The 23,648-nt window shown below is 62.2% G+C and carries 17 protein-coding genes; 4 read left to right on the top strand and 13 right to left on the bottom strand.

All coding sequences use genetic code 11. The annotated features are described in order from the left end of the window. Positions 1-56: 56 nt before the first annotated feature. The 7 genes from GWE18_RS06775 to rplJ form a co-directional block, all read right to left on the bottom strand. Positions 57-2,093 carry an ABC transporter ATP-binding protein gene (locus GWE18_RS06775; RefSeq protein WP_275185009.1) on the bottom strand — a complete coding sequence of 679 codons (2,037 nt, stop codon included), beginning with the start codon at positions 2,091-2,093 and terminating at the stop codon, positions 57-59. A gap of 176 nt (positions 2,094-2,269) precedes the next feature. Beyond that, positions 2,270-4,324 carry an FAD-dependent oxidoreductase gene (locus GWE18_RS06770; protein WP_275185008.1) on the bottom strand — a complete coding sequence of 685 codons (2,055 nt, stop codon included), beginning with the start codon at positions 4,322-4,324 and terminating at the stop codon, positions 2,270-2,272. A 248-nt stretch (positions 4,325-4,572) separates the two neighbouring features. Continuing rightward, a complete protein-coding gene (locus tag GWE18_RS06765) occupies positions 4,573-5,670 on the bottom strand; it encodes a helix-turn-helix transcriptional regulator (protein WP_275185007.1) in 1,098 nt (365 codons plus the stop codon). Between the two features lie 147 nt (positions 5,671-5,817). Then, positions 5,818-10,017: a DNA-directed RNA polymerase subunit beta' gene (rpoC, locus tag GWE18_RS06760; RefSeq protein WP_275185006.1), complete on the bottom strand. Its 4,200-nt coding sequence runs from the start codon at positions 10,015-10,017 to the stop codon at positions 5,818-5,820. A gap of 148 nt (positions 10,018-10,165) precedes the next feature. Further along, on the bottom strand, positions 10,166-14,284 hold the full coding sequence (gene rpoB / locus GWE18_RS06755) for a DNA-directed RNA polymerase subunit beta (RefSeq protein ID WP_275185005.1): 4,119 nt from the start codon (positions 14,282-14,284) through the stop codon (positions 10,166-10,168). A 367-nt stretch (positions 14,285-14,651) separates the two neighbouring features. Beyond that, positions 14,652-15,029 carry a 50S ribosomal protein L7/L12 gene (gene rplL / locus GWE18_RS06750; protein WP_057849139.1) on the bottom strand — a complete coding sequence of 126 codons (378 nt, stop codon included), beginning with the start codon at positions 15,027-15,029 and terminating at the stop codon, positions 14,652-14,654. 54 nt (positions 15,030-15,083) lie between these two features. Beyond that, complete coding sequence (gene rplJ / locus GWE18_RS06745) at positions 15,084-15,602, bottom strand: 50S ribosomal protein L10 (RefSeq protein WP_275185004.1); 519 nt, start codon at positions 15,600-15,602, stop codon at positions 15,084-15,086. Positions 15,603-16,245: 643 nt separating this feature from the next. On the opposite strand from rplJ, the gene GWE18_RS06740 reads away from it, so the two are divergent. Genes GWE18_RS06740 through GWE18_RS06730 form a run of 3 tightly spaced genes read left to right on the top strand, consistent with a single transcriptional unit; the run spans position 16,246 to position 18,026 of the window. Next, the gene (locus GWE18_RS06740; RefSeq protein WP_275185003.1) at positions 16,246-16,623 is read left to right on the top strand and encodes a hypothetical protein; all 378 of its coding nucleotides are present in this window, start codon (positions 16,246-16,248) and stop codon (positions 16,621-16,623) included. Further along, complete coding sequence (locus GWE18_RS06735; protein ID WP_275185002.1) at positions 16,616-17,161, top strand: hypothetical protein; 546 nt, start codon at positions 16,616-16,618, stop codon at positions 17,159-17,161. The genes GWE18_RS06740 and GWE18_RS06735 overlap by 8 nt, the downstream gene beginning before the upstream one ends. After that, a complete protein-coding gene (locus GWE18_RS06730; protein WP_275185001.1) occupies positions 17,139-18,026 on the top strand; it encodes a sigma-70 family RNA polymerase sigma factor in 888 nt (295 codons plus the stop codon). Before GWE18_RS06735 ends, GWE18_RS06730 begins: the two co-directional genes overlap by 23 nt. A 5-nt stretch (positions 18,027-18,031) precedes the next feature. Here the strand turns inward: GWE18_RS06730 and GWE18_RS06725 are convergent, their stop codons facing one another. From GWE18_RS06725 to secE, 5 genes are all read right to left on the bottom strand, one after another. Further along, the gene (locus GWE18_RS06725; protein ID WP_275185000.1) at positions 18,032-18,985 is read right to left on the bottom strand and encodes a 2-hydroxyacid dehydrogenase; all 954 of its coding nucleotides are present in this window, start codon (positions 18,983-18,985) and stop codon (positions 18,032-18,034) included. 145 nt (positions 18,986-19,130) lie between these two features. After that, on the bottom strand, positions 19,131-19,823 hold the full coding sequence (rplA, locus tag GWE18_RS06720; protein WP_275184999.1) for a 50S ribosomal protein L1: 693 nt from the start codon (positions 19,821-19,823) through the stop codon (positions 19,131-19,133). A 6-nt stretch (positions 19,824-19,829) separates the two neighbouring features. Further along, positions 19,830-20,258 carry a 50S ribosomal protein L11 gene (rplK, locus tag GWE18_RS06715; RefSeq protein ID WP_275184998.1) on the bottom strand — a complete coding sequence of 143 codons (429 nt, stop codon included), beginning with the start codon at positions 20,256-20,258 and terminating at the stop codon, positions 19,830-19,832. A 253-nt stretch (positions 20,259-20,511) separates the two neighbouring features. After that, entirely contained in the window at positions 20,512-21,042 is a 531-nt protein-coding gene (gene nusG, locus GWE18_RS06710) for a transcription termination/antitermination protein NusG (RefSeq protein ID WP_057849226.1), read from the bottom strand. Positions 21,043-21,062: 20 nt separating this feature from the next. Then, positions 21,063-21,254, bottom strand: coding sequence for a preprotein translocase subunit SecE (secE, locus tag GWE18_RS06705; RefSeq protein ID WP_028349074.1), 192 nt, complete (start codon positions 21,252-21,254; stop codon positions 21,063-21,065). A gap of 375 nt (positions 21,255-21,629) precedes the next feature. On the opposite strand from secE, the gene GWE18_RS06700 reads away from it, so the two are divergent. Beyond that, on the top strand, positions 21,630-21,815 hold the full coding sequence (locus tag GWE18_RS06700; protein WP_275184997.1) for a hypothetical protein: 186 nt from the start codon (positions 21,630-21,632) through the stop codon (positions 21,813-21,815). Between the two features lie 77 nt (positions 21,816-21,892). On the opposite strand, the gene GWE18_RS06695 is transcribed toward GWE18_RS06700, so the two are convergent. Then, positions 21,893-22,750 (bottom strand): YihY/virulence factor BrkB family protein, encoded by an 858-nt coding sequence (locus GWE18_RS06695; RefSeq protein WP_275184996.1) that lies wholly within the window; start codon positions 22,748-22,750, stop codon positions 21,893-21,895. Between the last annotated feature and the right edge of the window lie 898 nt (positions 22,751-23,648).

Raw genomic sequence — 23,648 nt, 5'->3', positions numbered from 1 at the left:
GAAGGCGCCTTGCGGCGGATGCGCAATGGAATCAGCGCAGGGTCAAACCGCCCTGCTCACTCCTTCGCGTCATCATCCTCTTCATCGTCATCGTCTTCATTGTCGTCGTCGGCCTCAGCGGCGGCGTTGTGCGGTGTGTGGCGGCCCTGGTCGTCCCAGAGCTTGCGATAGACACCGTTGGCTGCCAGCAACTGCGCATGCGAGCCGCGCTCGATCGCCTTGCCGCCTGAAATCACGATGATCTCGTCCATCTCGACCACCGACGTCAGGCGGTGTGTCGACCAGATCATGGTGCGCCCTTCCGCCACGTTCAGAAGCGTGCGGTTGATCGCGGCTTCCGTGGTCTGGTCGAGCGCCGACGTCGCTTCATCGAGCAGCAGCAGTGAGGGATTGCGGATGATCGCGCGCGCGATCGCGATGCGCTGACGCTGGCCACCCGACAGCGTATCGCCGCGTTCGCCGACCGGCGTGTCGTATTTCTGCGGCAGGCTCATGATGTAGCGGTGAATCTCGGCCTTGCGCGCCGCTTCCTCGACTTCCGCGTCGCTGGCGCCTTCCTTGCCGAGCCGGATGTTCTCGCGGATCGACATGTTGAACAGCATGTTCTCCTGGAACACGATCGCCATGCTCGCCCGCAGGGATTCGCGGGTCACGCGGCGGATGTCGACGCCGTCGATCGCCACCCGCCCCTCGTCCGGCGTGTAAAGACGCAAGATCAGGTTGAGCAGCGTGCTCTTGCCCGAGCCGCTGGGACCAACGATTGCGATACGCTTGCCGACGCCAAGCTTGAGGCTGAAATTGTCGAGCACGGGCGTCTCGCTGCCTTCGTATGCGAAAGTGACGCGGTCGAAGGTGATGTCGTTGGTGATGCGCGGCAAGTCAGGCGCGCCCGGACGATCAGCACCGCGCGTCGGCTCATCCAGCAGCTCCTGCATATGCCGCACCGCCGCCGCCGACTGGATCGACACCGGAATGAAATGCATCAGATGGGCGATGTTGTAGGACACCTCCCAGAACGCGCTTTCGAAGGTGACGAAGGTGCCGATGGTGATCTGGCCCTTGGTGGCGAGATAGGCGCCGATCGCCAGCACCACGAGGTGCAGCAGCAATACTGAAATGGTGACGGTGCGTTCCACCATCGTGGAGAGGAAGACGGCGGACGCGGTCTTGATGCGGACTTGCTGGTTGCGCATGGTGAACCAGCCGAGCGTGCGGCGCTGCAGGCTGAATGCCTTGATCACCGCCTGCGCCGCCACGTTTTCCTGCACGGTGCCGAGCAGCGCCGATTCGTTGAGCTTCTGCTCGTAATTCGCCTGCACCGCCTTCGGCGTCAAAATCCGCGGCCCGATCAGCGTGATCGGAAACACCAGGAGCGCCACGGCCGCAAGCTGCCAGTTCAAAAACAGCATCAGGATGATGCCGGCGATCAGTTCCAGGAACGGCAAGGCAGCGCTGTTGGCGAAGGTCTTGATCGAACCCTCGAAGGCCGCAAGGTCGATTGAGAAGCGCGAGAGGATTTCACCGCGCTTGGTCCGGGCGAAATACGACGCCGGCAGGTTCTGGACGTGTTCGAACAGCCGCGTCCGCACATCGGCAATGATGCATGCCGCCAGCCGCGCATCCCAGCGCTCGTACCAGACCGCAATGATCGAGGTGATGATGCCGGCGACCGCAAGCACGCCAAGGATCTTGTAGAGCGCCTGAAAATCCTCTTCGCCGAGCGCGTCGTCGATCAGGAATTTCAGGCTCAGCGGCATGATGACGTTGAACAGCGTCTCAACGAGAACGCCGAAGGTCACGAAGACAAGCAGCTTCCTGTAATTGCCCAGATACGGCTTGACGAAGCCGTAGACGGTGGCCATCGCGCCGGCGGCTTCCTTGGCGGTGAAGACGACGAGGTCCTCGTCATCATCATCGTCGTCGAGCTCCAGCTCGTCCTCTTCGCTGTCCTTTTCGTCGTCAGGAGGCGCACCGGCCGCCTTGCCACCAGCCAGGGGCGCAGCGGCAGCCTCAACCGCGAGCTTCTTCGCAAGCTCAGGATCGTCCGCCGGCGCGGGATTCTGATCATCCGAGGAAGGAGGCTTGGGCGCCATGAAACCAACCGATGCTGCACGGCCGGCATGACCGCAAATCGAACGCGGCAGCGGCGAGCGCTACCGCAAAGGATTCTATGCGATCGGGATGAATTCGGCAAACATTTGGCGCGACTGACTCTGATTCATCAGAGCCAGTCCAGAGCCAGTCGCGCCTTAATACAACCGGGCGGAGCTCAATCGTCTGATTCGACCTTGTCAAAAAACGAATAGCGCAGGCTGTCGGAGTCGGCGTACCACTGGCCCGGCCCCTTGTTGGCGGCCAGCGTCGCGGCCCACACCGCATCGGTGCAGTCGCGGCGGTGCATCGAGAGGTCGAACCCGTTGCCGAAGAACAATTCAGACCACTCCCACCAGGTGCCGAGCTTCTTCACGCCGCGCAACAGGTCGTAGCGGTCGATCAGCGCGGGCGCCATGTCCGACGTCACCGACCCGAACACCAGTCCGGTCTTCACGACGCGGTTGAGCTCGCGCACCGCGCGCGGGACCTGCTTTTCGGAAACGTGACACAGGCTGGTCTCGAACACGAAATCGAACTCATCGTCCTTGAACGGCATGTCGACGATGGAGCCGAGCTTGTTGAACTTCCGCACCGCCTTCGGCGTTTTTGCGTGGATCGCTCGGTTGTTCTCGATGCCCCAGGCATCGATGCCGCGCTCGCGCAGCGCGCCGACCAGTTCGCCGCTGGCCGAGCCTGCAACGAGCAGCTTGTAGCCCTTGGCCCTGTCCCAGACGATCTTGATCAGGTCGGTGAGATAAGCCGGATCGGTAAACTTGCTCCAGACTTCGCTGTAAGGACCAAGGCCGCGGTAATTCTCGAAATAGCTGCGGTCGATCTTGTCGGACGACACCTCGCCCTGCTGTGCACGGGCACGGCGCAACCGCATCATCTCGGTCAGAATGATATCGGTGGCGGCGTCGGAGGAGTCGAGCAGACCGTTTAGCGTCGAATCGAACAGGTAGTCGCCGACCACGACGATCCCCGGATGCTGCTTCGGCTCCGGGCGGTGGTTGGTCATGACGTCACGCACCGGCAGGCCGCCGGGAATCGCGTTGACCGAAGACAACCAGCGGTGGATCTTGCCTTCCAGGAAATGATCGCGCGCATCGCCGAACGAAGCCGGCAGCGACTTGAGCGCGGCGTCGATCAGTTCCTGGTCGCTGAGGTTGGCAAATGCCAGCGCGTCCGACCCGGCGATCAACCAGTTGAGCACGCCGTGCTTGCCGACGTCGTGGCGGGCGCCCTCGTTGTAGACGCAGCAGCCGCCGAACGCTTCCGACATGAACCAGGCGCCGGCGATCTTCTCGCCCCAGAACGGTTCGTCGAACAGGATCGAAACCCTCAGATAATGCGCCGGACGGTCGAAATAGGCGACATGCTTGACCATCGACTTGCGCAGGTCTTCGCCGTCCCAGCGCATGGTGGCGAGCCAGGAATGCGGCAGGCACATCAGCACCAGATCGAAATCCCGTGTCTCCGGCCCCTTCCCGTTCATCATGTTGAGCTGATAGCGACCCGAGGAGGTCTTTCCGACCTTGAGCACGCGATGATTGAGCTGGATGTCGGCATCGACTTCCGAGCGCAGGCAGTCGATCAACTGCTCGTTGCCGTTCTGGATCGAGTACAGGCTGATATAGCCGTCGACATCCATCACGAAATTCTTCAGCGCGTTCAGCCCGTTGGTGTTGTGGCTCTCGGTCGCGATATCCGATCGCGCCATCACCTTGAAGAACCGCTTGGCCGTGGGATCGTCGACTTCCTCGTCCAGCACTTCCTCGCAGGTCTTGTAGGCCCAGGGATGCTCGTTGTCGTGGGCGCCGACGCCTTCATAATATTCGATTGGCGACACCATATCGCTGCAACGCTTGCGGAACGCCTCAATCGCAGCCGCGGTCTTCTCGCCATACTTGCGGCGCATGCCCGGCACGTCGTGGAGCAGTTCGCCGTCGATATGCACCTGCTCGGCGTCCATCGGTATCGTCTGCAGGCCGAAATGCTGGATCAGTTCCCGCAGCGGATCCGGGCCGGTCATCGAATAATCGTAGATCTCGGCGACGCCTGCCTCGTACATCGCCGGCGCGGTATCGAATTTGCGCGAAACGATCTTACCCCCGACACGGTCGGACGCCTCGTAGATCGTGATGCGGCAGAGATCGCCGAGCTTTTTCTTCAAATACCAGGCGCTCATCAAGCCGCCCGGGCCGCCCCCTACAATCGCAAGATCCAACATGTCTTTTCCGTCGCCCTCCGGCTCCCCATGCTTTTAGTAAAGCAGCCGGTCTAAACCGCTAGCAAAAGCCCTTTTCACCCTGAAGGGAAGATGAACAAAGCAGGCCCTCGCAACGCAGCAATGAAAGAAAGCAGCAAGAAGGCCGGCTTGCGCCGACCTTTTGTCTTCGCACCGTATTCTTGCGGGTGCGCTATTCTGGCAGCAGCACGGTCGGCCGTTTCGAGTCCAGTGCTGCACGGCGCGGTTGTCTATTCGCCACGGAACGCCTTGCCGGCGAGCAGGCTGACAAGCTCCTGCTGGCGCGACAGGCCGGTCTTCGATAGCACGGCCTTGAGCTGGCTGCGCACCGTCTCGCGATTGACGCCGGTCGCATCCGCAAGCGCATCGATGGTGACAGCCTGGCCGATGCCCCGCGCCACACGCGCCTCCGCCGGCGTCAGGTCGAACAAGCCTTGCAGGACTTCCGCCGTCGGCACCACGGCGCGATCGACCGGCGTCACCACCAACAGCGCAGTGGCCTGGGTGAAGATATCGCGCGCATCGCCGCGCACGGGGATGACATGCAATACCATCGGCACGCGGTCTGCCGTCGCAGCGATCGGTATCGATTTGACAGTCTGGCCGCCGGCAAGGGACTGCGTACCGAGCGCCTCCGCAAGCAGCGCGTCCGCCGTGGCATCCGTCACCATTACGCGCTCGATACGATCCTGAAACAGCGAAGGGACCAGCGCTTCGAACAGATCGTTTGCGGCGAACACCCGGCCGCGCCCGTGCAGCACCGCGCCCGGCAGCCCCAACACCTGCAACGCATCAGCCTGCGCACGGGCGCGCTCGAAGCCGAAGCGGTTTGCCGCAAGCGAAGCCCGGGCCAGATGCGGACGCAATCCATCCAGCAAGGCGACGACTTCGCGGGGTACCGGGCCATGATCCTGATGCCGCGGCATCACGATCGCGATTGAATCGCCGCTCGGCATCGGAATGATCGTCCCGGCGCGGTAGCCAAGGCCGTGTTTGCGGTAAAAGTTGCAATAGACGTCGTTGGTCGCAATCTCCTCCTCCGAGAGGAGATCATAATCAGTGACGAAGCCTGCATGATTGAGGGCGATGGCGCGCGGTAGATTTGGATCGCGTTCGCTCCATCCGTCTCCCAAGAACACCGGCATGAGCTGGTCATATTCGACAGAATTGACCGCACTCGTGTAGCCATCGCGCACGCCGAACAGAAAGCCGCCGTTGCCGCCAATCGCTGCGCTGAGTTCGCCGAGCACAGCCGGCCAAAGCGACGGAATGAGCCCCGCTTCGTAAATGCGGTCGATCAGGGGTTCAAAATGAGCCGAGCCGCTCATGGGGAATTGCAAACATTACCGTTATGGCAGGAGGCCATTTCCTGACTTGATAGCAGCGGTCACCCATCCGGGTGAAGCAATATCCTCGCTCGTAAAAAGAAAAAGCCGGCTTCGCAGCCGGCTTTCCTGTTGATTGGCGTGGAGCCCTTACTCCGCCGGCGGCAATGCCAGCGGTTCGGCTTCCGGAGCGGTCGGCACGATGGCCGCCTGCTTCTCGCGCTCGTCGAGAATCAGCTTGTCGCGCTTGACGGCGACTTCGCGGATCTTGGCCATCGAGGCGCCGGTGCCCGCCGGGATCAGCCGGCCGACAATGACGTTCTCCTTGAGGCCTTCCAGCGGGTCCACCTTGCCGTTGACGGCAGCTTCGGTGAGCACGCGGGTGGTCTCCTGGAACGAGGCAGCCGAGAAGAACGAACGGGTCTGCAGGCTCGCCTTGGTGATGCCGAGCAGAACCGGCGTTCCCGTGGCGGGCTTCTTGCCCTCTTCCTTGGCCTTCACGTTGAGCGCGTCGAACTCGATCTTGTCGACCTGCTCGCCCGAGATCATGTCGGTGTCGCCCTGGTCGGTGACCTCGACCTTCTGCAGCATCTGACGGACAATCACCTCGATGTGCTTGTCGTTGATGAGCACGCCCTGCAGCCGGTAGACCTCCTGGATTTCGTTGACCAGATAGGCAGCGAGTTCCTCGATGCCCTTGATCGCCAGGATGTCGTGCGGCGCCGGATTGCCTTCGACGATGAAATCGCCCTTTTCGACGATGTCGCCGTCCTGCAGATGGATGTGCTTGCCCTTCGGGATCAGGTACTCGCGCGGCTCCTCGGTCTTGTCCATCGGCTCGATCGAGATGCGGCGCTTGTTCTTGTAGTCGCGGCCAAAACGGATCGTGCCCGCGATTTCCGCGATGATCGCCGCGTCCTTTGGCTTGCGGGCCTCGAACAGTTCGGCCACCCGCGGCAGACCGCCGGTGATGTCGCGTGTCTTGGCGCTTTCCGTGGAGATACGCGCCAGAATGTCGCCAGCCTTGACCTTGGCACCGACGTCGACCGACAGAATGCCGTCGACCGACAGCATGTAGCGGGCATCGCCGCCACGTGCGAGCTTCAGCACCTTGCCGTCCTTGCCCTTGACGACGATGGCAGGACGCAGATCCGCCCCGCCCCGCGACGCGCGCCAGTCGATGACGACGCGCTTGGCGATACCGGTGGATTCGTCCAGCGTTTCCGAGATCGACTGGCCTTCGACCAGATCCTCGAATCCGATGGTGCCTTCGACTTCGGTGAGAACCGGACGTGAGTACGGATCCCATTCCGCGATGCGCTGGCCGCGCTTGACCATATCGCCTTCGTCGACGTGCATGCGCGCGCCGTACTGGATGCGGTGGGTAGCACGCTCGGTTCCGTCGGCATCGGTGATCGCAACGACCATGTTGCGGACCATCGCGATCAAGTGACCTTCGCTGTTCCTGGCGATGGCCTTGTTCTTGATGGTGACCTTGCCTTCGAAATTCGATTCGACGAACGACTGCTCGTTGATCTGCGCTGCGCCGCCGATGTGGAACGTGCGCATCGTGAGCTGCGTGCCCGGTTCACCGATCGACTGGGCGGCAATGACGCCGACCGCCTCGCCGTGGTTGACCGGCGTGCCGCGGGCCAGGTCGCGGCCGTAGCACTTGCCGCAGATGCCGTTGACGAGTTCGCAGGTCAGCGCCGAGCGGATCTTCACTTCCTGGATGCCGGCCTGCTGGATGGCGTCGACATGCGTCTCCTCCATCAGCGTGCCGCGCTTGACCACGACCTTGTTGGTCGCGGGATCGCGCAGATCCTCGCCCGCGGTGCGGCCGAGAATACGCGAGGCCAGCGAAGCGACGACCGTTCCGGCATCGACGATGGCGCGCATCTTGATGCCGAGCTTGGTGCCGCAATCGTCCTGCGTGATGATGCAGTCCTGCGCCACGTCGACCAGACGGCGGGTCAGGTAACCGGAGTTAGCGGTCTTCAACGCGGTGTCCGCGAGACCCTTGCGGGCGCCGTGGGTCGAGTTGAAGTACTCGAGCACCGACAGACCTTCCTTGAAGTTGGAAATGATCGGCGTCTCGATGATCTCACCCGACGGCTTCGCCATCAGGCCGCGCATACCGGCAAGCTGACGCATCTGGGCCGGCGAACCGCGCGCACCCGAATGCGCCATCATGTAGATCGAGTTGATGTCGGCGTCGGCGCCCTTCGGCGTCTTCTTGGTCGAGGAGATTTCCTTCATCATCTCCTTGGCGATTTCTTCGGTCGCCTTCGACCAGGCGTCGACCACCTTGTTGTACTTCTCGCCGTGGGTGATCAGGCCGTCATTGTACTGCTGCTCGAAATCCTTCGCCAGCGTACGGGTGGTGTCGACGATCTTCCACTTTGAGTGCGGCACGACCATGTCGTCCTTGCCGAACGAGATGCCGGCCTTGAACGCATTGTAGAAGCCCAGCGCCATGATGCGGTCGCAGAAGATCACTGTCTCCTTCTGACCGCAGTGACGGTAGACCTGGTCGATCACGCCGGAAATTTCGCGCTTGGTCATCAGCTTGTTGATGATCTCGTACGAAATCTTCGGGTTCTTCGGCAGCAATGTGCCGAGCATGACGCGGCCCGCGGTGGTCTCGATCCAGCGCCTGGTGGTCTTGCCGTTCTCGTCAGTCCCTTCCCACCGATACTTGATCTTGGTGTGGAGGTGGATGACCTTCGAATGCAGGGCGTGCTCGAGCTCGGCCATGTCGCCGAAGATCTTGCCCTCGCCGGGCAGGCCTTCGCGCATGATTGACACGTAATAGAGACCGAGCACGATGTCCTGCGACGGCACGATGATCGGCTGGCCGTTCGCAGGGTGCAGGATGTTGTTGGTCGACATCATCAAGACGCGCGCTTCGAGCTGCGCTTCGAGCGACAGCGGGACGTGCACGGCCATCTGGTCGCCGTCGAAGTCGGCGTTGAACGCGGCGCAAACCAGCGGATGGAGCTGGATAGCCTTGCCCTCGATCAGCACCGGCTCGAACGCCTGAATGCCGAGGCGATGCAGCGTCGGCGCGCGGTTGAGCAGCACCGGATGCTCGCGGATCACCTCGTCGAGAATATCCCAGACCTCGGGACGCTCCTTTTCGACCAGCTTCTTCGCCTGCTTCACGGTGGTTGACAGGCCCTTGGCGTCGAGCCGCGAATAGATGAACGGCTTGAACAGCTCAAGCGCCATCTTCTTCGGCAGGCCGCACTGATGCAGGCGCAATTCGGGACCGACCACGATCACGGAGCGGCCCGAATAGTCGACGCGCTTGCCGAGCAGGTTCTGCCGGAAACGGCCCTGCTTGCCCTTGAGCATGTCGGCCAGCGACTTCAGCGGGCGCTTGTTGGCGCCGGTGATGACGCGACCGCGGCGGCCGTTGTCGAACAGCGCGTCGACGGCCTCCTGCAGCATGCGCTTTTCGTTGCGGATGATGATGTCCGGCGCGCGCAGCTCCATCAGCCGCTTCAGGCGGTTGTTGCGGTTGATCACGCGACGGTAGAGGTCGTTGAGGTCGGACGTCGCAAAGCGGCCGCCGTCGAGCGGCACCAGCGGACGCAGGTCCGGCGGAATCACCGGCACCACGGTCAGGATCATCCACTCCGGCTTGTTGCCGGAATAGCGGAAAGCCTCGACGATCTTCAGGCGCTTGGCGAGCTTCTTGTGCTTGATGTCGGACTCGGTCTCGTGCATCTCGGCGCGCAGGGACTGCTCGAGCTTTTCGAGCTCAAGCCCCTTCAACAGCTCGCGGATCGCCTCTGCGCCGATCATGGCGGTGAAGCTATCCTGGCCGTATTCGTCCTGCGCCTTCAGGTACTCGTCTTCCGACAGGAGCTGACGGTCCTTGAGCGCGGTCAGGCCCGGCTCCAGCACGACGTAATATTCGAAGTAAAGGATCCGCTCGAGATCCTTTAGCGTCATGTCGAGCAGCAGGCCGATACGGGACGGCAGCGACTTCAAGAACCAGATGTGGGCAACCGGCGCGGCCAGTTCGATATGGCCCATGCGCTCGCGCCGGACGCGCGACAGCGTCACTTCGACCGAGCACTTTTCGCAGATGATGCCCTTGTACTTCATCCGCTTGTACTTGCCGCACAAGCACTCGTAATCCTTGATCGGCCCGAAGATGCGGGCGCAGAACAGGCCGTCACGCTCCGGCTTGAAGGTTCGGTAGTTGATGGTCTCCGGCTTTTTGATCTCGCCGTAGGACCAGGACAGAATCTTCTCCGGAGATGCAATCGAGATCCGGATCTGGTCGAAGACCTGAGCCGGGGTCGTCGGATTGAAGAGATTCATAATTTCTTGGTTCATCGTCTTCTCCTCGCGTGCCGATCGTCACCGGCAGCAAATTCGAAATTCTTCTTGGCCCACGCCCCGCTCAACGTCCGAGCGAAGCGCGAATGTCCGGCCCAGGTGCGAAGTTGTCTTCGCGCTGGGGCCGGACATGGAATCTTTGATGTTACTCGGCCGCCTCGGACGTCGGCGCCGGTCCCATCTTGGAATTGTGCAGGTCGACGTTGAGGCCGAGCGAGCGCATTTCCTTGACCAGCACGTTGAACGATTCCGGAATACCGGCCTCGAACGTGTCGTCGCCGCGCACGATCGCCTCGTACACCTTGGTACGGCCGGCGACGTCGTCCGACTTCACGGTCAGCATTTCCTGCAGCGTGTAGGCTGCGCCGTAAGCTTCCAGCGCCCACACCTCCATTTCGCCGAAACGCTGGCCGCCGAACTGCGCCTTGCCGCCCAGCGGCTGCTGGGTGACGAGCGAGTACGGGCCGATCGAACGCGCGTGGATCTTGTCGTCGACCAGATGGTGCAGCTTGAGCATGTAGATGTAGCCCACCGTCACCTTGCGATCGAAGGCGTCGCCGGTGCGACCGTCATAGACGGTCGACTGGCCGGAGGCGTCGAAGCCCGCGAGCTTCAGCATCTCCTCGATGTCGGCTTCCTTGGCGCCGTCGAACACCGGCGTCGCAATCGGCACGCCGTGGCTCAGGTTCCTGCCAAGCTCCATCAGCTCGTTGTCGTTCAGCGTCTTGATGGTTTCATCATCGCCATAGATCTTCTTCAGGGTCTCGCGCAGCGGCTTGAGGTCCTGCTTCTGATAATAGCTGTCGATGGTCTGGCCGATGCGCTTGCCGAGGCCTGCGCAGGCCCAGCCGAGATGCGTCTCCAGAATCTGGCCGACGTTCATGCGCGAAGGCACGCCGAGCGGATTGAGCACGATGTCCGCGTGCGTACCGTCCTCGAGGAACGGCATGTCCTCGATCGGAACGATCTTGGACACCACACCCTTGTTGCCGTGACGGCCGGCCATCTTGTCGCCGGGCTGGATCTTGCGCTTCACCGCGACGAAGACCTTGACCATCTTCATCACGCCGGGCGGCAATTCGTCGCCACGCTGCAGCTTTTCGACCTTGTCGAGGAAGCGCTGTTCAAGGCCCTTCTTCGATTCGTCGTATTGCTTTCGCATCGCCTCGATTTCGGCCATCAGCTTGTCGTTCGGGGACGCAAACATCCACCACTGCGACTTCGGATACTCCTCGAGCACGGCGCGCGTGATCTTGGTGTCCTTCTTGAAGCCCTTCGGACCGGCGATGCCCTGGCGGTTTTCCAGGAGCTCGGCGAGGCGGCCGTAGACGTTGCGGTCGAGGATCGCCTGTTCGTCGTCGCGGTCCTTGGCCAGACGCTCGATCTCTTCCCGCTCGATCGCCAGCGCACGCTCGTCCTTGTCGACGCCGTGACGGTTGAACACGCGCACTTCCACGATCGTGCCCTGCACGCCCGGGGGCACGCGGAGCGAGGTATCGCGGACGTCGGAGGCCTTTTCGCCGAAGATGGCGCGCAGGAGCTTTTCTTCCGGCGTCATCGGGCTTTCGCCCTTCGGTGTGATCTTGCCGACCAGGATGTCGCCGGCGCGAACTTCCGCGCCGATATAGACGATGCCGGCTTCGTCGAGGTTCTTCAGCGCTTCTTCCGAGACGTTCGGAATGTCGCGGGTGATTTCCTCAGGGCCAAGCTTGGTGTCGCGGGCCATCACCTCGAACTCCTCGATGTGGATCGAGGTGAAGACGTCATCCTTCACGATCCGCTCGGAGAGCAGGATCGAGTCTTCGAAGTTGTAGCCGTTCCACGGCATGAACGCGACCAGCACGTTACGGCCGAGCGCGAGCTCGCCGAGATCGGTCGAGGGACCGTCGGCGATGATGTCGCCCTTCTTGACGATGTCGCCGACCTTCACCAGCGGACGCTGGTTGATGCAGGTCGACTGGTTGGAGCGCTGGTACTTCATCAGCCGGTAGATATCGACGCCCGACTTGGTGGGGTCGAGATCTTCGGTGGCGCGGATCACGACGCGGGTGGCGTCGATCTGGTCGATCACGCCGGAACGGCGGGCCGCGATCGCAGCCCCCGAGTCACGGGCGACCACGCCTTCCATGCCGGTGCCGACGAACGGCGCCTCGGCGCGAACCAGCGGCACCGCCTGGCGCTGCATGTTCGAGCCCATCAGCGCGCGGTTGGCGTCGTCGTTCTCGAGGAACGGGATCAGGGCTGCGGCAACCGAAACGAGCTGCTTCGGCGACACGTCCATATAGTCGACCTTATCAGGCGTGATCGGCAGCACTTCGCCGGCGTGACGGCAGACGATCAGGTCCTCGGTGAAGCGGCCCTTGGCGTCGAGCGGCACGTTGGCCTGCGCCACGCGATAGCGGCCCTCCTCCATCGCCGAGAGGTACACGACCTCGTCGGTGACGCGGCCGTCCTTGACCTTGCGATAGGGCGTTTCGACGAAGCCGTACTTGTTGACGCGCGCGAACGTCGCCAGCGAGTTGATCAGGCCGATATTCGGACCTTCCGGCGTTTCGATCGGGCAGATGCGGCCGTAGTGGGTCGGATGCACGTCGCGCACCTCGAAGCCGGCACGCTCGCGGGTCAGGCCGCCCGGACCAAGCGCCGAGAGACGGCGCTTGTGGGTGATCTCCGACAGCGGGTTGGTCTGGTCCATGAACTGCGAGAGCTGCGAGGAGCCGAAGAACTCGCGCACCGCGGCAGCCGCCGGCTTGGCGTTGATCAGGTCCTGCGGCATGACGGTGTCGATATCGACGCTCGACATGCGCTCCTTGATCGCGCGCTCCATGCGGAGCAGACCGATGCGGTACTGGTTCTCCATCAACTCGCCGACCGAACGCACACGGCGATTGCCGAGATGATCGATGTCGTCGATCTCGCCCTTGCCGTCGCGCAGGTCGACCAGCGTCTTGATGACGGCCAGGATGTCTTCCTTGCGCAGCGTGCGATGGGTGTCGGGCGCGTCGAGTTCGAGGCGCATGTTCATCTTGACGCGGCCGACCGCGGACAGGTCGTAGCGCTCGCTGTCGAAAAACAGCGACTGGAACATGGTCTGGGCCGAGTCGATGGTCGGCGGCTCGCCGGGACGCATCACGCGATAGATGTCGAACAGCGCGTCTTCACGCGTCATGTTCTTGTCGGCATGCAGCGTATTGCGGATGTAGGCGCCGACATTGACGTGGTCGATGTCGAGCAGCGGCAGCTCCTTGTAGCCCTGCTCGTTGAGCGCCTTCAGCGACTTCTCAGTGAGTTCTTCGCCGGCTTCGGCGTAGATTTCACCGGTCTTCGGATTGACGAGATCCTCGGCAAGATAGTTGCCGACCAGCTCTTCATCCGACAGGCGCAGCGCCTTGAGGCCCTTTTCCTGCAACTGGCGCGCCGCGCGCACGGTCAGCTTCTTGCCGGCCTCGAGCACGACCTTGCCGGTATCGGCATCGATCAGATCGTTGATGGTCGAGTAGCCGCGGAAACGGGCGGCGTCGAACGGCACGCGCCAGCCTTCCTTGGCGCGCTTGAAATTGATCTTCTTGTAGAACGTCGACAGGATCGTCTCGCCGTCGAGACCGAGCGCGTACATCAGCGAGGTCACGGGGATCTTCCGGCGGCGGTCGATGCGCGCGAACACGATGTCCTTGGCGTCGAACTCGATGTCGAGCCAGGAACCGCGATATGGAATCACGCGCGCGGCAAACAACAGCTTGCCGGACGAGTGGGTCTTGCCCTTGTCGTGGTCGAAGAACACGCCGGGCGAACGGTGCATCTGGGAGACGATGACGCGCTCGGTGCCGTTGACGACGAAGGTGCCGTTCATGGTCATGAGCGGGATATCGCCCATGTAGACGTCCTGCTCCTTGATGTCCTTCACCGACTTGGCGCCGGTTTCCTCATCGATATCGAACACGATCAGGCGCAGCGTCACCTTCAGCGGCGCAGCATAGGTCATGCCGCGCTGGCGGCACTCGTCGACGTCATACTTCGGCGGTTCGAACTCGTAGCGGACGAATTCCAGCATCGAGGTGCCCGAGAAGTCCGAGATCGGGAACACCGAGCGGAATACCGCCTGCAGGCCTTCGTCCAGCCGGCCGCCCGGGGGTTCGTCGACCATCAGGAACTGGTCGTAGGACGCCTTCTGAACCTCGATGAGGTTCGGCATCTCGGCGACTTCCTTGATGTGTCCAAAGAACTTGCGAACACGTTTGCGACCGGTGAATGTCTGCTGCGCCATCGTGGCCTCTCATTTTCGTCGCCCTTGTGGGCGAACCTTCCGAAGCGCGACTGCCATCGCCCCCGGGTTGAATTTCGAATCGCTCAAAGGAACCAAGCCCACTTTCAGGAATTAAGTCCTGAACCCGTTCTTTAGACCCTCAAAACGCAAAACGACGCGCGGGCGCATGACTGCACCCGCCCGTCACAACTGGTCGCTTCACGGACTGAAAAAGCCCGAAATCTGACTGTCTCCCAACGGCTTACGCCCGGAACCCTGCCGTCCCGCCGCCTGCCGTGTTTTCCTGCTGCCGCCCCGATATGGGGCAGAACCATGGAGATTCGAGGGGCTAACCCCGCGAATCCCCACACTTTTCTGTGTAGTACGCTTACTTCAACTCGACCTTCGCGCCAGCCTTTTCGAGCTGGGCCTTGAGCTTGTCGGCCTCATCCTTGTTCACGCCTTCCTTGACCGGCTTGGGCGCGCCTTCGACGAGGTCCTTGGCTTCCTTGAGGCCCAGGCCGGTGATGGCGCGGACTTCCTTGATGACCTCAATCTTCTTGTCGCCGGCAGCGGCGAGAACGACCGTGAAGTCGGTCTTTTCTTCAGCCGGAGCAGCGGCGGCGCCGCCAGCGGCGGGACCGGCAACCGCAACGGCGGCAGCGGCGGAAACGCCCCACTTTTCTTCGAGGAGCTTCGCGAGTTCGGCGGCTTCGAGCACGGTCAGGCTCGAGAGGTCGTCGACGATTTTTTGCAAGTCAGCCATTGATCTATTTCCTTAAGCGTTTGGTTTCGAACCAGTTTTGAGATTAGCGAAGGGTCAGGCCGCTTCGCCCTTTGAGGCATAGGCCTGGACGACGCGCGCGAGCTTGGCCGCGGGCGCAGTCGAGAGCTGAGCGATCTTGGTCGCCGGCGCCACCAGGAGGCCGACAAGCTTTCCGCGCAGTTCATCGAGTGACGGCAGCGAGGCAAGCGCCTTAACACCGTTCACGTCCAGGACGGTTTTACCCATCGAGCCGCCGAGAATGACGAACTTTTCGTTCGTCTTGGCGAACTCCATGGCAACCTTCGGCGCCGCTACCGGATCGTTTGAAGTCGCGATCACGGTCGGCCCCTTCAGCAGGGAACCGATGGCAACGACATCCGTGCCTTCAAGAGCAATTTTGGCGAGACGGTTCTTCGAGACCTTCACCGACGCGCCCGCCTGCTTCATCTGCATACGCAGTTTCTGCATCTGGGCCACGGTGAGGCCGGAATAGTGGGCGACGACTGCGACGCTCGTGGTCTTGAAGACCTCGTTCAGCGCCTCAACCGCGTCCTTTTTTGCCGCTCTTTCCACAGCAAGCTCTCTCCGGTTGGCGGCCTTCGTAAGAAGCGAGACCGCCGGGTTGCACCCATCGTCTCACCCAAAACCTGACCTCTAGACACCAGTCTCAAGGACACGTCGGGCAAGACGACATTGATAAGCCTGCCCTCCCGAGCCAGATGGCGCGGGGTGTCGAGGTTCGAACCAAATCAGCTACGGCGCCGCGAAGGGCGGCGTTAAAGCAAAATCCGGTCTTCACCCGTCTATGCAGGCCGTAAGATTAAGCCGTTGAAGAAATTTGCATTTCAGTACAAATTTCGACTTGGGCGCCTGCAGTCTCGGACAGGATCGAGGTCATCCGGCAAGCCGAAAGACCCCTGCCGCATTCCACCGAAGCGATGAGTTTTCCTTCCTTTCGAGCAATCCATGCGGATGTCCTGAAAGGAATGATCTCCTACCGTGCCGGGTTTTCGGAATGCGCGCACGGACGTGCCAGCTACGGCCAGCACGCCCGGAGGCCGGTTGTTTACCGAGTCTCACCCGACTTGCCAAGGGCAAAATTCACACCAGTTCGCTGACTGGCTGGAACAAAAATTTTCGCCCCGAATCCTTGAAATTCTTTGACGGCCCCGTCACACCGGGGTCATCAGGCTCGTCTTGGCCGCAGGAGGTTCCCATGCGGCGTCCGTTAGCGGCCTTTCTTGCGATACTTACGGTTCTGAACGGGCTGATCATGCTCGTGGCCGGCCCGCTCTGGTACCAAACCGTGCCGGGCGTGCCGGACACCGGCCCGTTCAACCCACATTTCGTTCAGGACATCGGCGCCGCGTTCCTCGTGGCCGGTCTGGCGCTGGCCGCGCGGGCATGGCGGCCACGGTACTGGCCGGCGGCTGTCGCGGGTGCCGGATTCCTCGCCGTCCACGCCCTGCTCCATGTGGTGATCATGGCGGGCGGCCACGCCCATTACCCCGCCTTCGACCTCCTCGCCATCGTGCTGCCGTCGGCAGCCGCCCTCTATTCCGCCTTCCCCAGCCAAGGAGAACATCATGCGTAGTTGGATCGCGCGCCGCAGCTTGCGCGCATTTGCCAAGCGTTACGGGTACGACGTCGGCTATCTCGAAATGATGCTGAACGTGTCCCCTTCCGCCTTCTTCAAATTCGCGCCCCTCATGAAGGCGGCCGCCCACCGCGAGGCGGTCCCGATCGACGCGAGTTTCGCGGCCAAGATCGTCGGCGCGTTGGCCGAGGATTGCGGCCCTTGCACCCAACTGGTCGTCGACATGGCGCTGGAAGCCGGCATGGCCAAGGACCAGATTGAGGCGGTCCTCCGCCGCGATCCGCGCGCAATGAACGACGCGACCACGCTGGGTTTCAGGTTTGCCGACGCCGTGGTGCGCCGCTCCGGCGAGGATGACGAGTTTCGCGACGCCGTCCGAGCCCAATGGGGCCCGAAAGGCGTGATAGATCTGACCCTGGCGCTGCAGATGGGCCGCATGTTCCCGATGGTGAAGGCCGGACTCGGCTATGCCAAGGAGTGCCGCCGCGTCACTGTCCGTGGACACAATGTCGATGTCATCAAACAGGCCGCATGACCACGACCCGCTGGCGCCTCATCGCGGGCGCCTGCTCGGGCTCGCCTATCGCATGCTCGGCAGCCGCAGCGACGCGGAAGACGTCGTGCAGGACGCCTATTTCCGCTTTGCCGGCGCGCAGGACGTCCACAACGTGGAGGCTTTTCTCGTCACCGTGGTGACCCGGCTTTGTCTCGATCGCCTGAAGAGCGCGAGGGCGCAGCGGGAGGTCTATGTCGGGCCGTGGCTGCCGGAGCCGGTGTTCGATGCGGAGAGCCTGTCGGCCGACGCCGCCACCGAACTGGCCGACGACCTATCGTTCGCATTGCTGCTGGCGCTGGACCGGCTGTCGCCAATGGAACGCGCGGCCTTCCTCCTCCACGACGTATTCGACACGCCGTTTTCCGAGATCGCCGCCATGCTCGGTCGCACCGAGGCGTCCTGCCGGCAACTGGCGTCACGGGCGCGCCGTGCGGTGCGCGACAATCGCCCAGCGCCGGCGCGAGCGCCCGACAATCACGCCCGTCTGCTGCAGGCTTTCAGTGAAGCGGTCGCCAGCGGCAACGTTGCGCAGCTCGCCGCGCTGCTGCGCGAGGATGCCGTGGCGCTGACCGATGGCGGTGGCCGCAAGACGGCAGCGCGCAATCCGATCATCGGCGCCGACAAGATCGCGCGTTTCTTCATCGGTGTTGCCGCCAAGAACGCCGGCCACGACATGCGCATCGAGCCTGCCATGATCAACGGCGCCTTCGGCGCCCTGCTCTACCTGGACGGCGAACTCGACAACACCATGAGCATGGCGATCGACGGCGAGAAAATCGCCGCGATCTATATCGTCCGAAATCCCGACAAGCTGCGCCATCTGCCGCCTGCCGGGTTGCACTGACGCCGTCAGCCGAGGGCCACCCTGTATGGCAGCGGTTTCTCCGCGAAAAACGCATCCAGATTGGCCAGCACGCAGTTCTGCATCGCCACATGCGACTCCAGCGTATGGCCGCCGATATGCGGAGAGAGCACGACGTTAGGCAGCGCCGTCAGCGTATCAGGCGCATGCGGCTCCTTCGCGTAGACGTCGAGACCGGCGCCGGCGATGGTCTGATCCGTCAGTGCTGCGATCAGCGCCGTCTGATCGATGACCGAGCCCCGCGAGATGTTGACGACGTAACCGTCCTTGCCGAGCTTGCGCAGGATATCGGCATCGACAGCGTGATTAGTATCCGCCCCCGCCCGCACCGCGATCATCAAGACGCTGCACCATTCGGCCAGCGCATCGAGGCTCGGAAAATATCGGTACGGCACGTCGTGCTGCCTGCGGCTGAAATAGCCGACCTCGGTCTCGAAGGCGGCGACGCGCGCGGCAATCTTGCGGCCGATCTCGCCCATGCCGTAGACGCCTATTCTGCGGCCAAGCATGCCCGCCTGCGGGCGCATCATCGGCGATGGTTTTGCAGCCGCCCAGCTCCCGCCCCGCACGTAGTCGTCCGCGACGAGCAGTCGCCGTGTGGCCGCCAGCATTAAAGTAACCGCGATGTCGGCGACCGACGCCGCGTTGGCCCCCGGGCTGTGACCGACCGCAATGTTGCGTTTCGCCGCCGCAGCCAGATCGACGCCGTCATAGCCGGTGCCGTAGCAGATGATCGCGCCGAGCCTGGGCAGCATGTCCATGGCGCCAGCGCCGAGCGGCGTGCCGCCGGCCGTGATCATCGCACGAATGTCCGCGAGCTGTTCGGCAGAAAACACTTCATTGGGCGGCTTGCCAGCGGCGTTCAGGAGTTCAAACCGTTCGCCGAAACGCTCCATCTGGGCCTTTGGAAAACGCGAATAGATCAGGACCTTCTCGGGCATTGTTCTTCCTTCTTGCCAAGTCCTTCTTGTCAAGTCCTCTTGCCAAGTCCGGCACAGGCGACGATTACGCAAAGCGTCGTCAAACGCAAAGGGCGGAATCGGTTTCCCGATTCCGCCCTTTTCTATTCACGTAAACCGCAATGAACTAGCCGAGCAGCGTGCCCGGCTCGACCTTGACGCCCGGGCCCATGGTGGAGGAAACCGCCACGCGCTGGATATAGGTGCCCTTGGCGCCGGCGGGCTTTGCCTTCGACACCGCATCGGCAAGCGCCTTCACATTCTGCACGAGCTTTTCCTCGGAGAACGACGCCTTGCCGACACCGGCCTGCACAATGCCGGCCTTCTCGACGCGGAACTCGACCGAGCCGCCCTTGGCGCCCTTTACGGCGGACGTGACGTCCATCGTCACGGTGCCGATCTTCGGGTTCGGCATCATGCCGCGCGGGCCGAGCACCTTACCGAGGCGGCCGACCAGCGGCATCATGTCGGGGGTGGCGATACAGCGATCGAAATCGATATTGCCGCCCTGCACCTTCTCGACCAGGTCTTCGGCGCCGACGACATCAGCGCCCGCTGCCTTGGCTTCTTCCGCCTTGGCGCCACGGGCGAACACGCCGACGCGCAGCGTGCGGCCGGTGCCGTTCGGCAGGTTGACGACGCCACGAACCATCTGGTCGGCGTGACGCGGATCGACGCCGAGATTGATCGCGATTTCGATCGTCTCGTCGAACTTCGACGTGGCGCGTTCCTTGATCATCTTGATGGCATCCGCGAGCGGATAGAGCTTCTCGCGGTCGATGCCCTCGCGGACCTTCTTCAAACGTTTTCCGATTGCCATGGTCCGTTACCCCGCAACTTCCAGACCCATCGAACGGGCGGAGCCCTCGACCATCTTCATGGCCGCCTCGATGGAATCACAATTGAGATCCTTCATCTTCTTCTCGGCGATCTCGCGCACCTGCGCTTTGGTCACCTGGCCGGCCTTGTCGCGGCCCGGAGCTTTCGAACCGGACTGGATCTTGGCGGCCTGCTTGAGGAAGTGGGACATCGGCGGCGTCTTCATCTCGAAGGTGAAGGAACGGTCCGCATAGATGGTGATGATCACCGGGATCGGGGTGTTCTTTTCTTCCTTCTGCGTCTGCGCGTTGAACGCCTTGCAGAATTCCATAATGTTGAGGCCGCGCTGACCAAGCGCGGGACCGATCGGGGGCGAAGGATTCGCCGCACCGGCCGGGACCTGAAGCTTCAGGTATCCGGTCACTTTCTTTGCCATGTATTGCTCCTCATGTTGCTCCGGACAATCCGGAAGCTTCACAGGACCGTGGTACGGTTCGCATGACGGCTGGCGACCGTCAGTCCCCTTCCACGGCTCTTTGGAAGCGTTGCCGCCTCCCTTCTCGTCATGCCCGGGCTTGACCCGGGCATCCATCGACCTTCGTAAGACGCATTGTTACGAAGCAGATGGATTGCCGGTCTTCTAGCGCGAAGACGCGCTTCGCGCTTTAGCCCGGCAATGACAGTATCAATCAGACCTTCTCGACCTGACCGAATTCCAGTTCGACGGGCGTAGCGCGGCCGAAGATCGACACCGCGACCTTCACGCGCGAACGCGCCTCATCAATTTCTTCAACCACGCCGGAGAACGACGCGAACGGACCGTCGGCCACCCGCACGTTCTCGCCGATTTCGAACGATACCGACGCCTTCGGACGTTCGACGCCTTCCTGCACCTGGTGCAGGATCCGCATCGCCTCGGATTCGGAGATCGGCATCGGCTTGTTTTCGGCGCCGAGGAAGCCGGTCACCTTGGGCGTGTTCTTGATGAGATGGAACGCCTCGTCGGTCAGCTTCATCTTCACCAGTACGTAGCCCGGGAAGAACTTGCGCTCGGCGTCGATCTTCCGGCCGCGGCGCACTTCGGTGACCTTTTCGGTCGGCACCAGCACCTGATCGAACAGTTCCTCGAGTCCGCGCTGCTTCGCCTGCTCGCGGATCGATTCCGCGACCTTCTTCTCGAAGTTCGAATAGGCGTGAACGATATACCAGCGCTTGTCCATCGTAAGGGTTCCGGTGCTCATCATTGGACGCCCAAGAGGAAAGTGACGACGTAGCGGATGATCAGATCCGACAAGAAGAAGAAGATCGAAGCCAGTGCAACCATCACGAACACCATGATCGTGGTGATCGTCGTCTCGCGGCGCGTCGGCCAGGTGACCTTGGCGGTCTCCGAGCGCACTTCCTGCAGGAATTTGAACGGGCTGAAAGCCATCGTTGGTTACCGCGTCCTTCGTGAGACGATTGTGATTTAAAGCGAATCCGAACAGCCCTCTCGCGCCCAGCCCTCTCTCGAAGGATGAGCCGCACAGCGGGCTCGATTGTTCGGGGGAATTCAAAGCCGCGCCGGATATCCGTCAAACGGGCCGGCAGCAGGTAGCGGGTATCTACTGGCAGCCGGGCAAAAGGTCAAGGTACGGGGTGCCGCGGGCCTCCAACGGGCCGTTTCCGGGCGGCCGGCCTGGACGGCGAAAAGCCATTGGTTAATCGCAGGTACCGGCTCCCCTCAAATCCTCATGAGATCGCGATCCGGATATTAAAAAGCTGGCTGCTATCCTGATGCTCGATCGATGGGCAATGAGGGAAGACCATGGCTCAGTTAGGCCACGACTACGATAGACCTTCAGGCGAGACGGCCTGGACCGTTCTCGACGCGGCAAACGACCTCGGCGACAAGATGACGGTCGATGCGTGCCGGCGGGTAATCGACGCAGACCTGCGGGGCGAAGCTCCCACCCGATCGGACGTGGACGTCCTCACCGCATTCTTCGCCTAGCTCCAGGCAAGCGGCAGGAAATTCGTCCAACCATTTGATCTGGTTGCCGAATTAGCGACCCACCAGCGGATTCGTTCTCACGCACGCCTCAACCCCGCTCCTTCTGCGTCCCGGGGTTCGGCGGGCCGGCTTTCGTCATCGATCGCCTTCGTGAGCTCGGCGCCGAACAGGAATATCTGCGCGGAGTAGTAGACCCAGAACATCAGGACGATCAGAGCACCCGCGGCGCCATAGGTCGAGTTCGGGGCTGCCTGACCGAGGTACCATCCGATCAGCGACTTTCCGACGGTGAACAGCAGGGCTGTGACGAAAGCGCCCAGCAGAAGATGGCGCCAGTAGATCGTCGTATCCGGCAGCACCCTGTAGATCGCTGCGAACAATAGCGTGAAGATGCCGAGCGACACGACCGTGTTAATCGCGCTGAGCACGACCTTGCCGGCAGACCAGTGTTCCAGGGCCGACAGCGCGGCGCTGGCGGCCAGCGAGACGATCAGCATGAAGCCCAATGCGGCGACGAGACCGAGGCTGGCCGCCCGGCTTCGGATCAAGGCGGAGATTGGCTCGTCCGCCGGCTTGGCCTTGAACGTTGCGTTTAACGCCGTGCGCATCTCGCCGAACACGCCTGACGCTGTTATCAGCACCGTGACGATGCCGACGGCTGTCGCGGTCGCGCCGGACATCGGATCGCTTGATCGCGCCAGGATGGATTTAATGAAGTCGGCGCCGGTCGGCCCCAACAGCTTACCGAGCTCCTCACTGATCGCGGCCCGGGCAGCGTCCTGCCCAAACGCCAGGCCGGCGATCGCAACGACGATCAGAAGCACGGGTGCCAGAGAGGTGGCGGCATAGAAGGCGATGGACGCTCCCCGGCTCAATGCATCGTTGGCAATGAAGCCGGATACCGCAGCCTTCAGGACTCGCCACAAGAGTCCCATTGGTCTTCCCTCGCCTCCCTTGAATGCGCAACAAGCTGCGCGCTGTGCCGGCAACGCGGGAGTTCTTGGAAGTTTCCTCCGGATACTGAAAGGCATTGCAGGGTGCGACGATACGGCTGCGCGCATCGGTGTCCGGTCTCTCGACCGACTGTTCCCCTGTAATCTGCTCCATGAATGACGGAGCTGAACCCGTCCGCTCGCCGCGAGTGAAAGGGCGGCTGCGGTCCCGTGCTATCCAGTGGAAAGGCGCAGTCCCCGAATCGGTCGTGCCCCTAGATGGGGTCCCGTCATAGTCAAACAAATTAGAGTAAGTGCTTGATTTAGCTGGCAGGAGTGGCAGGGCTCGAACCTGCGACCCCCGGTTTTGGAGTTCGGCTGCGCCCATCCGCTCCTGTCATGTCCAATTGCAGTTGATCCCATTTTATAAGGCTTTTTGCATATTTGAGGCCGTTCTAGTTTCGTTCAGCCCCTCCCCGTTTGAGGCGGTTTGTTAGCAAAATGTTAGCACCGGGTTCGCGGAATGTACCTGCCGCGACCCGGACGACCGATAGCCGTGGCCCGACAGCGCGTTTTCAGCCGCGCTTCATCGTCGATCATCATCGTCCGGGTGAGCGATCTCCAGCTCTTGCGTCAGCTTCACCACGGGCGGCCTGTATCGCCGGAGTTCCGCATGAACGGCATTTCAGTGCCGCTTCCAGTTTCCAGACTGGCTATCGCGCGGACGCCGGAATTGAATTGAGCGGGAGGCTAGCTTCGGTCTCGCAACGGCGGCATTTGACCTGCAACCAGCCTACCCGCTTGCGGACTGCCTATGACTTCGGTTGCATTGACCCTGAGGTTCGCTCATGGTGTCTCAGCCTTGGCATTAGAACTGGTTAACCGCTACGGGGGCCACCAT

Source organism: Bradyrhizobium sp. CSA112 (genome assembly GCF_029051645.1).
Lineage (GTDB): Bacteria > Pseudomonadota > Alphaproteobacteria > Rhizobiales > Xanthobacteraceae > Bradyrhizobium.
The sequence above is the reverse complement of the archived record's forward strand: the minus strand, read 5'-3'. Positions and strand labels throughout refer to the sequence as shown.

What these genes read in the sequence shown, in the direction of transcription:
- rplA (WP_275184999.1), bottom strand. Translation starts at nt 19,823, where the DNA reads ATGGCAATCGGAAAACGTTTGAAGAAGGTCCGCGAGGGCATCGACCGC.
- GWE18_RS06700 (WP_275184997.1), top strand. Translation starts at nt 21,630, where the DNA reads ATGGCTCAGTTAGGCCACGACTACGATAGACCTTCAGGCGAGACGGCC.
- GWE18_RS06770 (WP_275185008.1), bottom strand. Translation starts at nt 4,324, where the DNA reads ATGTTGGATCTTGCGATTGTAGGGGGCGGCCCGGGCGGCTTGATGAGC.
- GWE18_RS06735 (WP_275185002.1), top strand. Translation starts at nt 16,616, where the DNA reads ATGCGTAGTTGGATCGCGCGCCGCAGCTTGCGCGCATTTGCCAAGCGT.
- secE (WP_028349074.1), bottom strand. Translation starts at nt 21,254, where the DNA reads ATGGCTTTCAGCCCGTTCAAATTCCTGCAGGAAGTGCGCTCGGAGACC.
- rplL (WP_057849139.1), bottom strand. Translation starts at nt 15,029, where the DNA reads ATGGCTGACTTGCAAAAAATCGTCGACGACCTCTCGAGCCTGACCGTG.
- rplK (WP_275184998.1), bottom strand. Translation starts at nt 20,258, where the DNA reads ATGGCAAAGAAAGTGACCGGATACCTGAAGCTTCAGGTCCCGGCCGGT.
- rpoB (WP_275185005.1), bottom strand. Translation starts at nt 14,284, where the DNA reads ATGGCGCAGCAGACATTCACCGGTCGCAAACGTGTTCGCAAGTTCTTT.
- nusG (WP_057849226.1), bottom strand. Translation starts at nt 21,042, where the DNA reads ATGGACAAGCGCTGGTATATCGTTCACGCCTATTCGAACTTCGAGAAG.
- GWE18_RS06695 (WP_275184996.1), bottom strand. Translation starts at nt 22,750, where the DNA reads ATGGGACTCTTGTGGCGAGTCCTGAAGGCTGCGGTATCCGGCTTCATT.
- GWE18_RS06725 (WP_275185000.1), bottom strand. Translation starts at nt 18,985, where the DNA reads ATGCCCGAGAAGGTCCTGATCTATTCGCGTTTTCCAAAGGCCCAGATG.
- GWE18_RS06765 (WP_275185007.1), bottom strand. Translation starts at nt 5,670, where the DNA reads ATGAGCGGCTCGGCTCATTTTGAACCCCTGATCGACCGCATTTACGAA.
- GWE18_RS06775 (WP_275185009.1), bottom strand. Translation starts at nt 2,093, where the DNA reads ATGGCGCCCAAGCCTCCTTCCTCGGATGATCAGAATCCCGCGCCGGCG.
- GWE18_RS06730 (WP_275185001.1), top strand. Translation starts at nt 17,139, where the DNA reads ATGTCATCAAACAGGCCGCATGACCACGACCCGCTGGCGCCTCATCGC.
- GWE18_RS06740 (WP_275185003.1), top strand. Translation starts at nt 16,246, where the DNA reads ATGCGGCGTCCGTTAGCGGCCTTTCTTGCGATACTTACGGTTCTGAAC.
- rpoC (WP_275185006.1), bottom strand. Translation starts at nt 10,017, where the DNA reads ATGAACCAAGAAATTATGAATCTCTTCAATCCGACGACCCCGGCTCAG.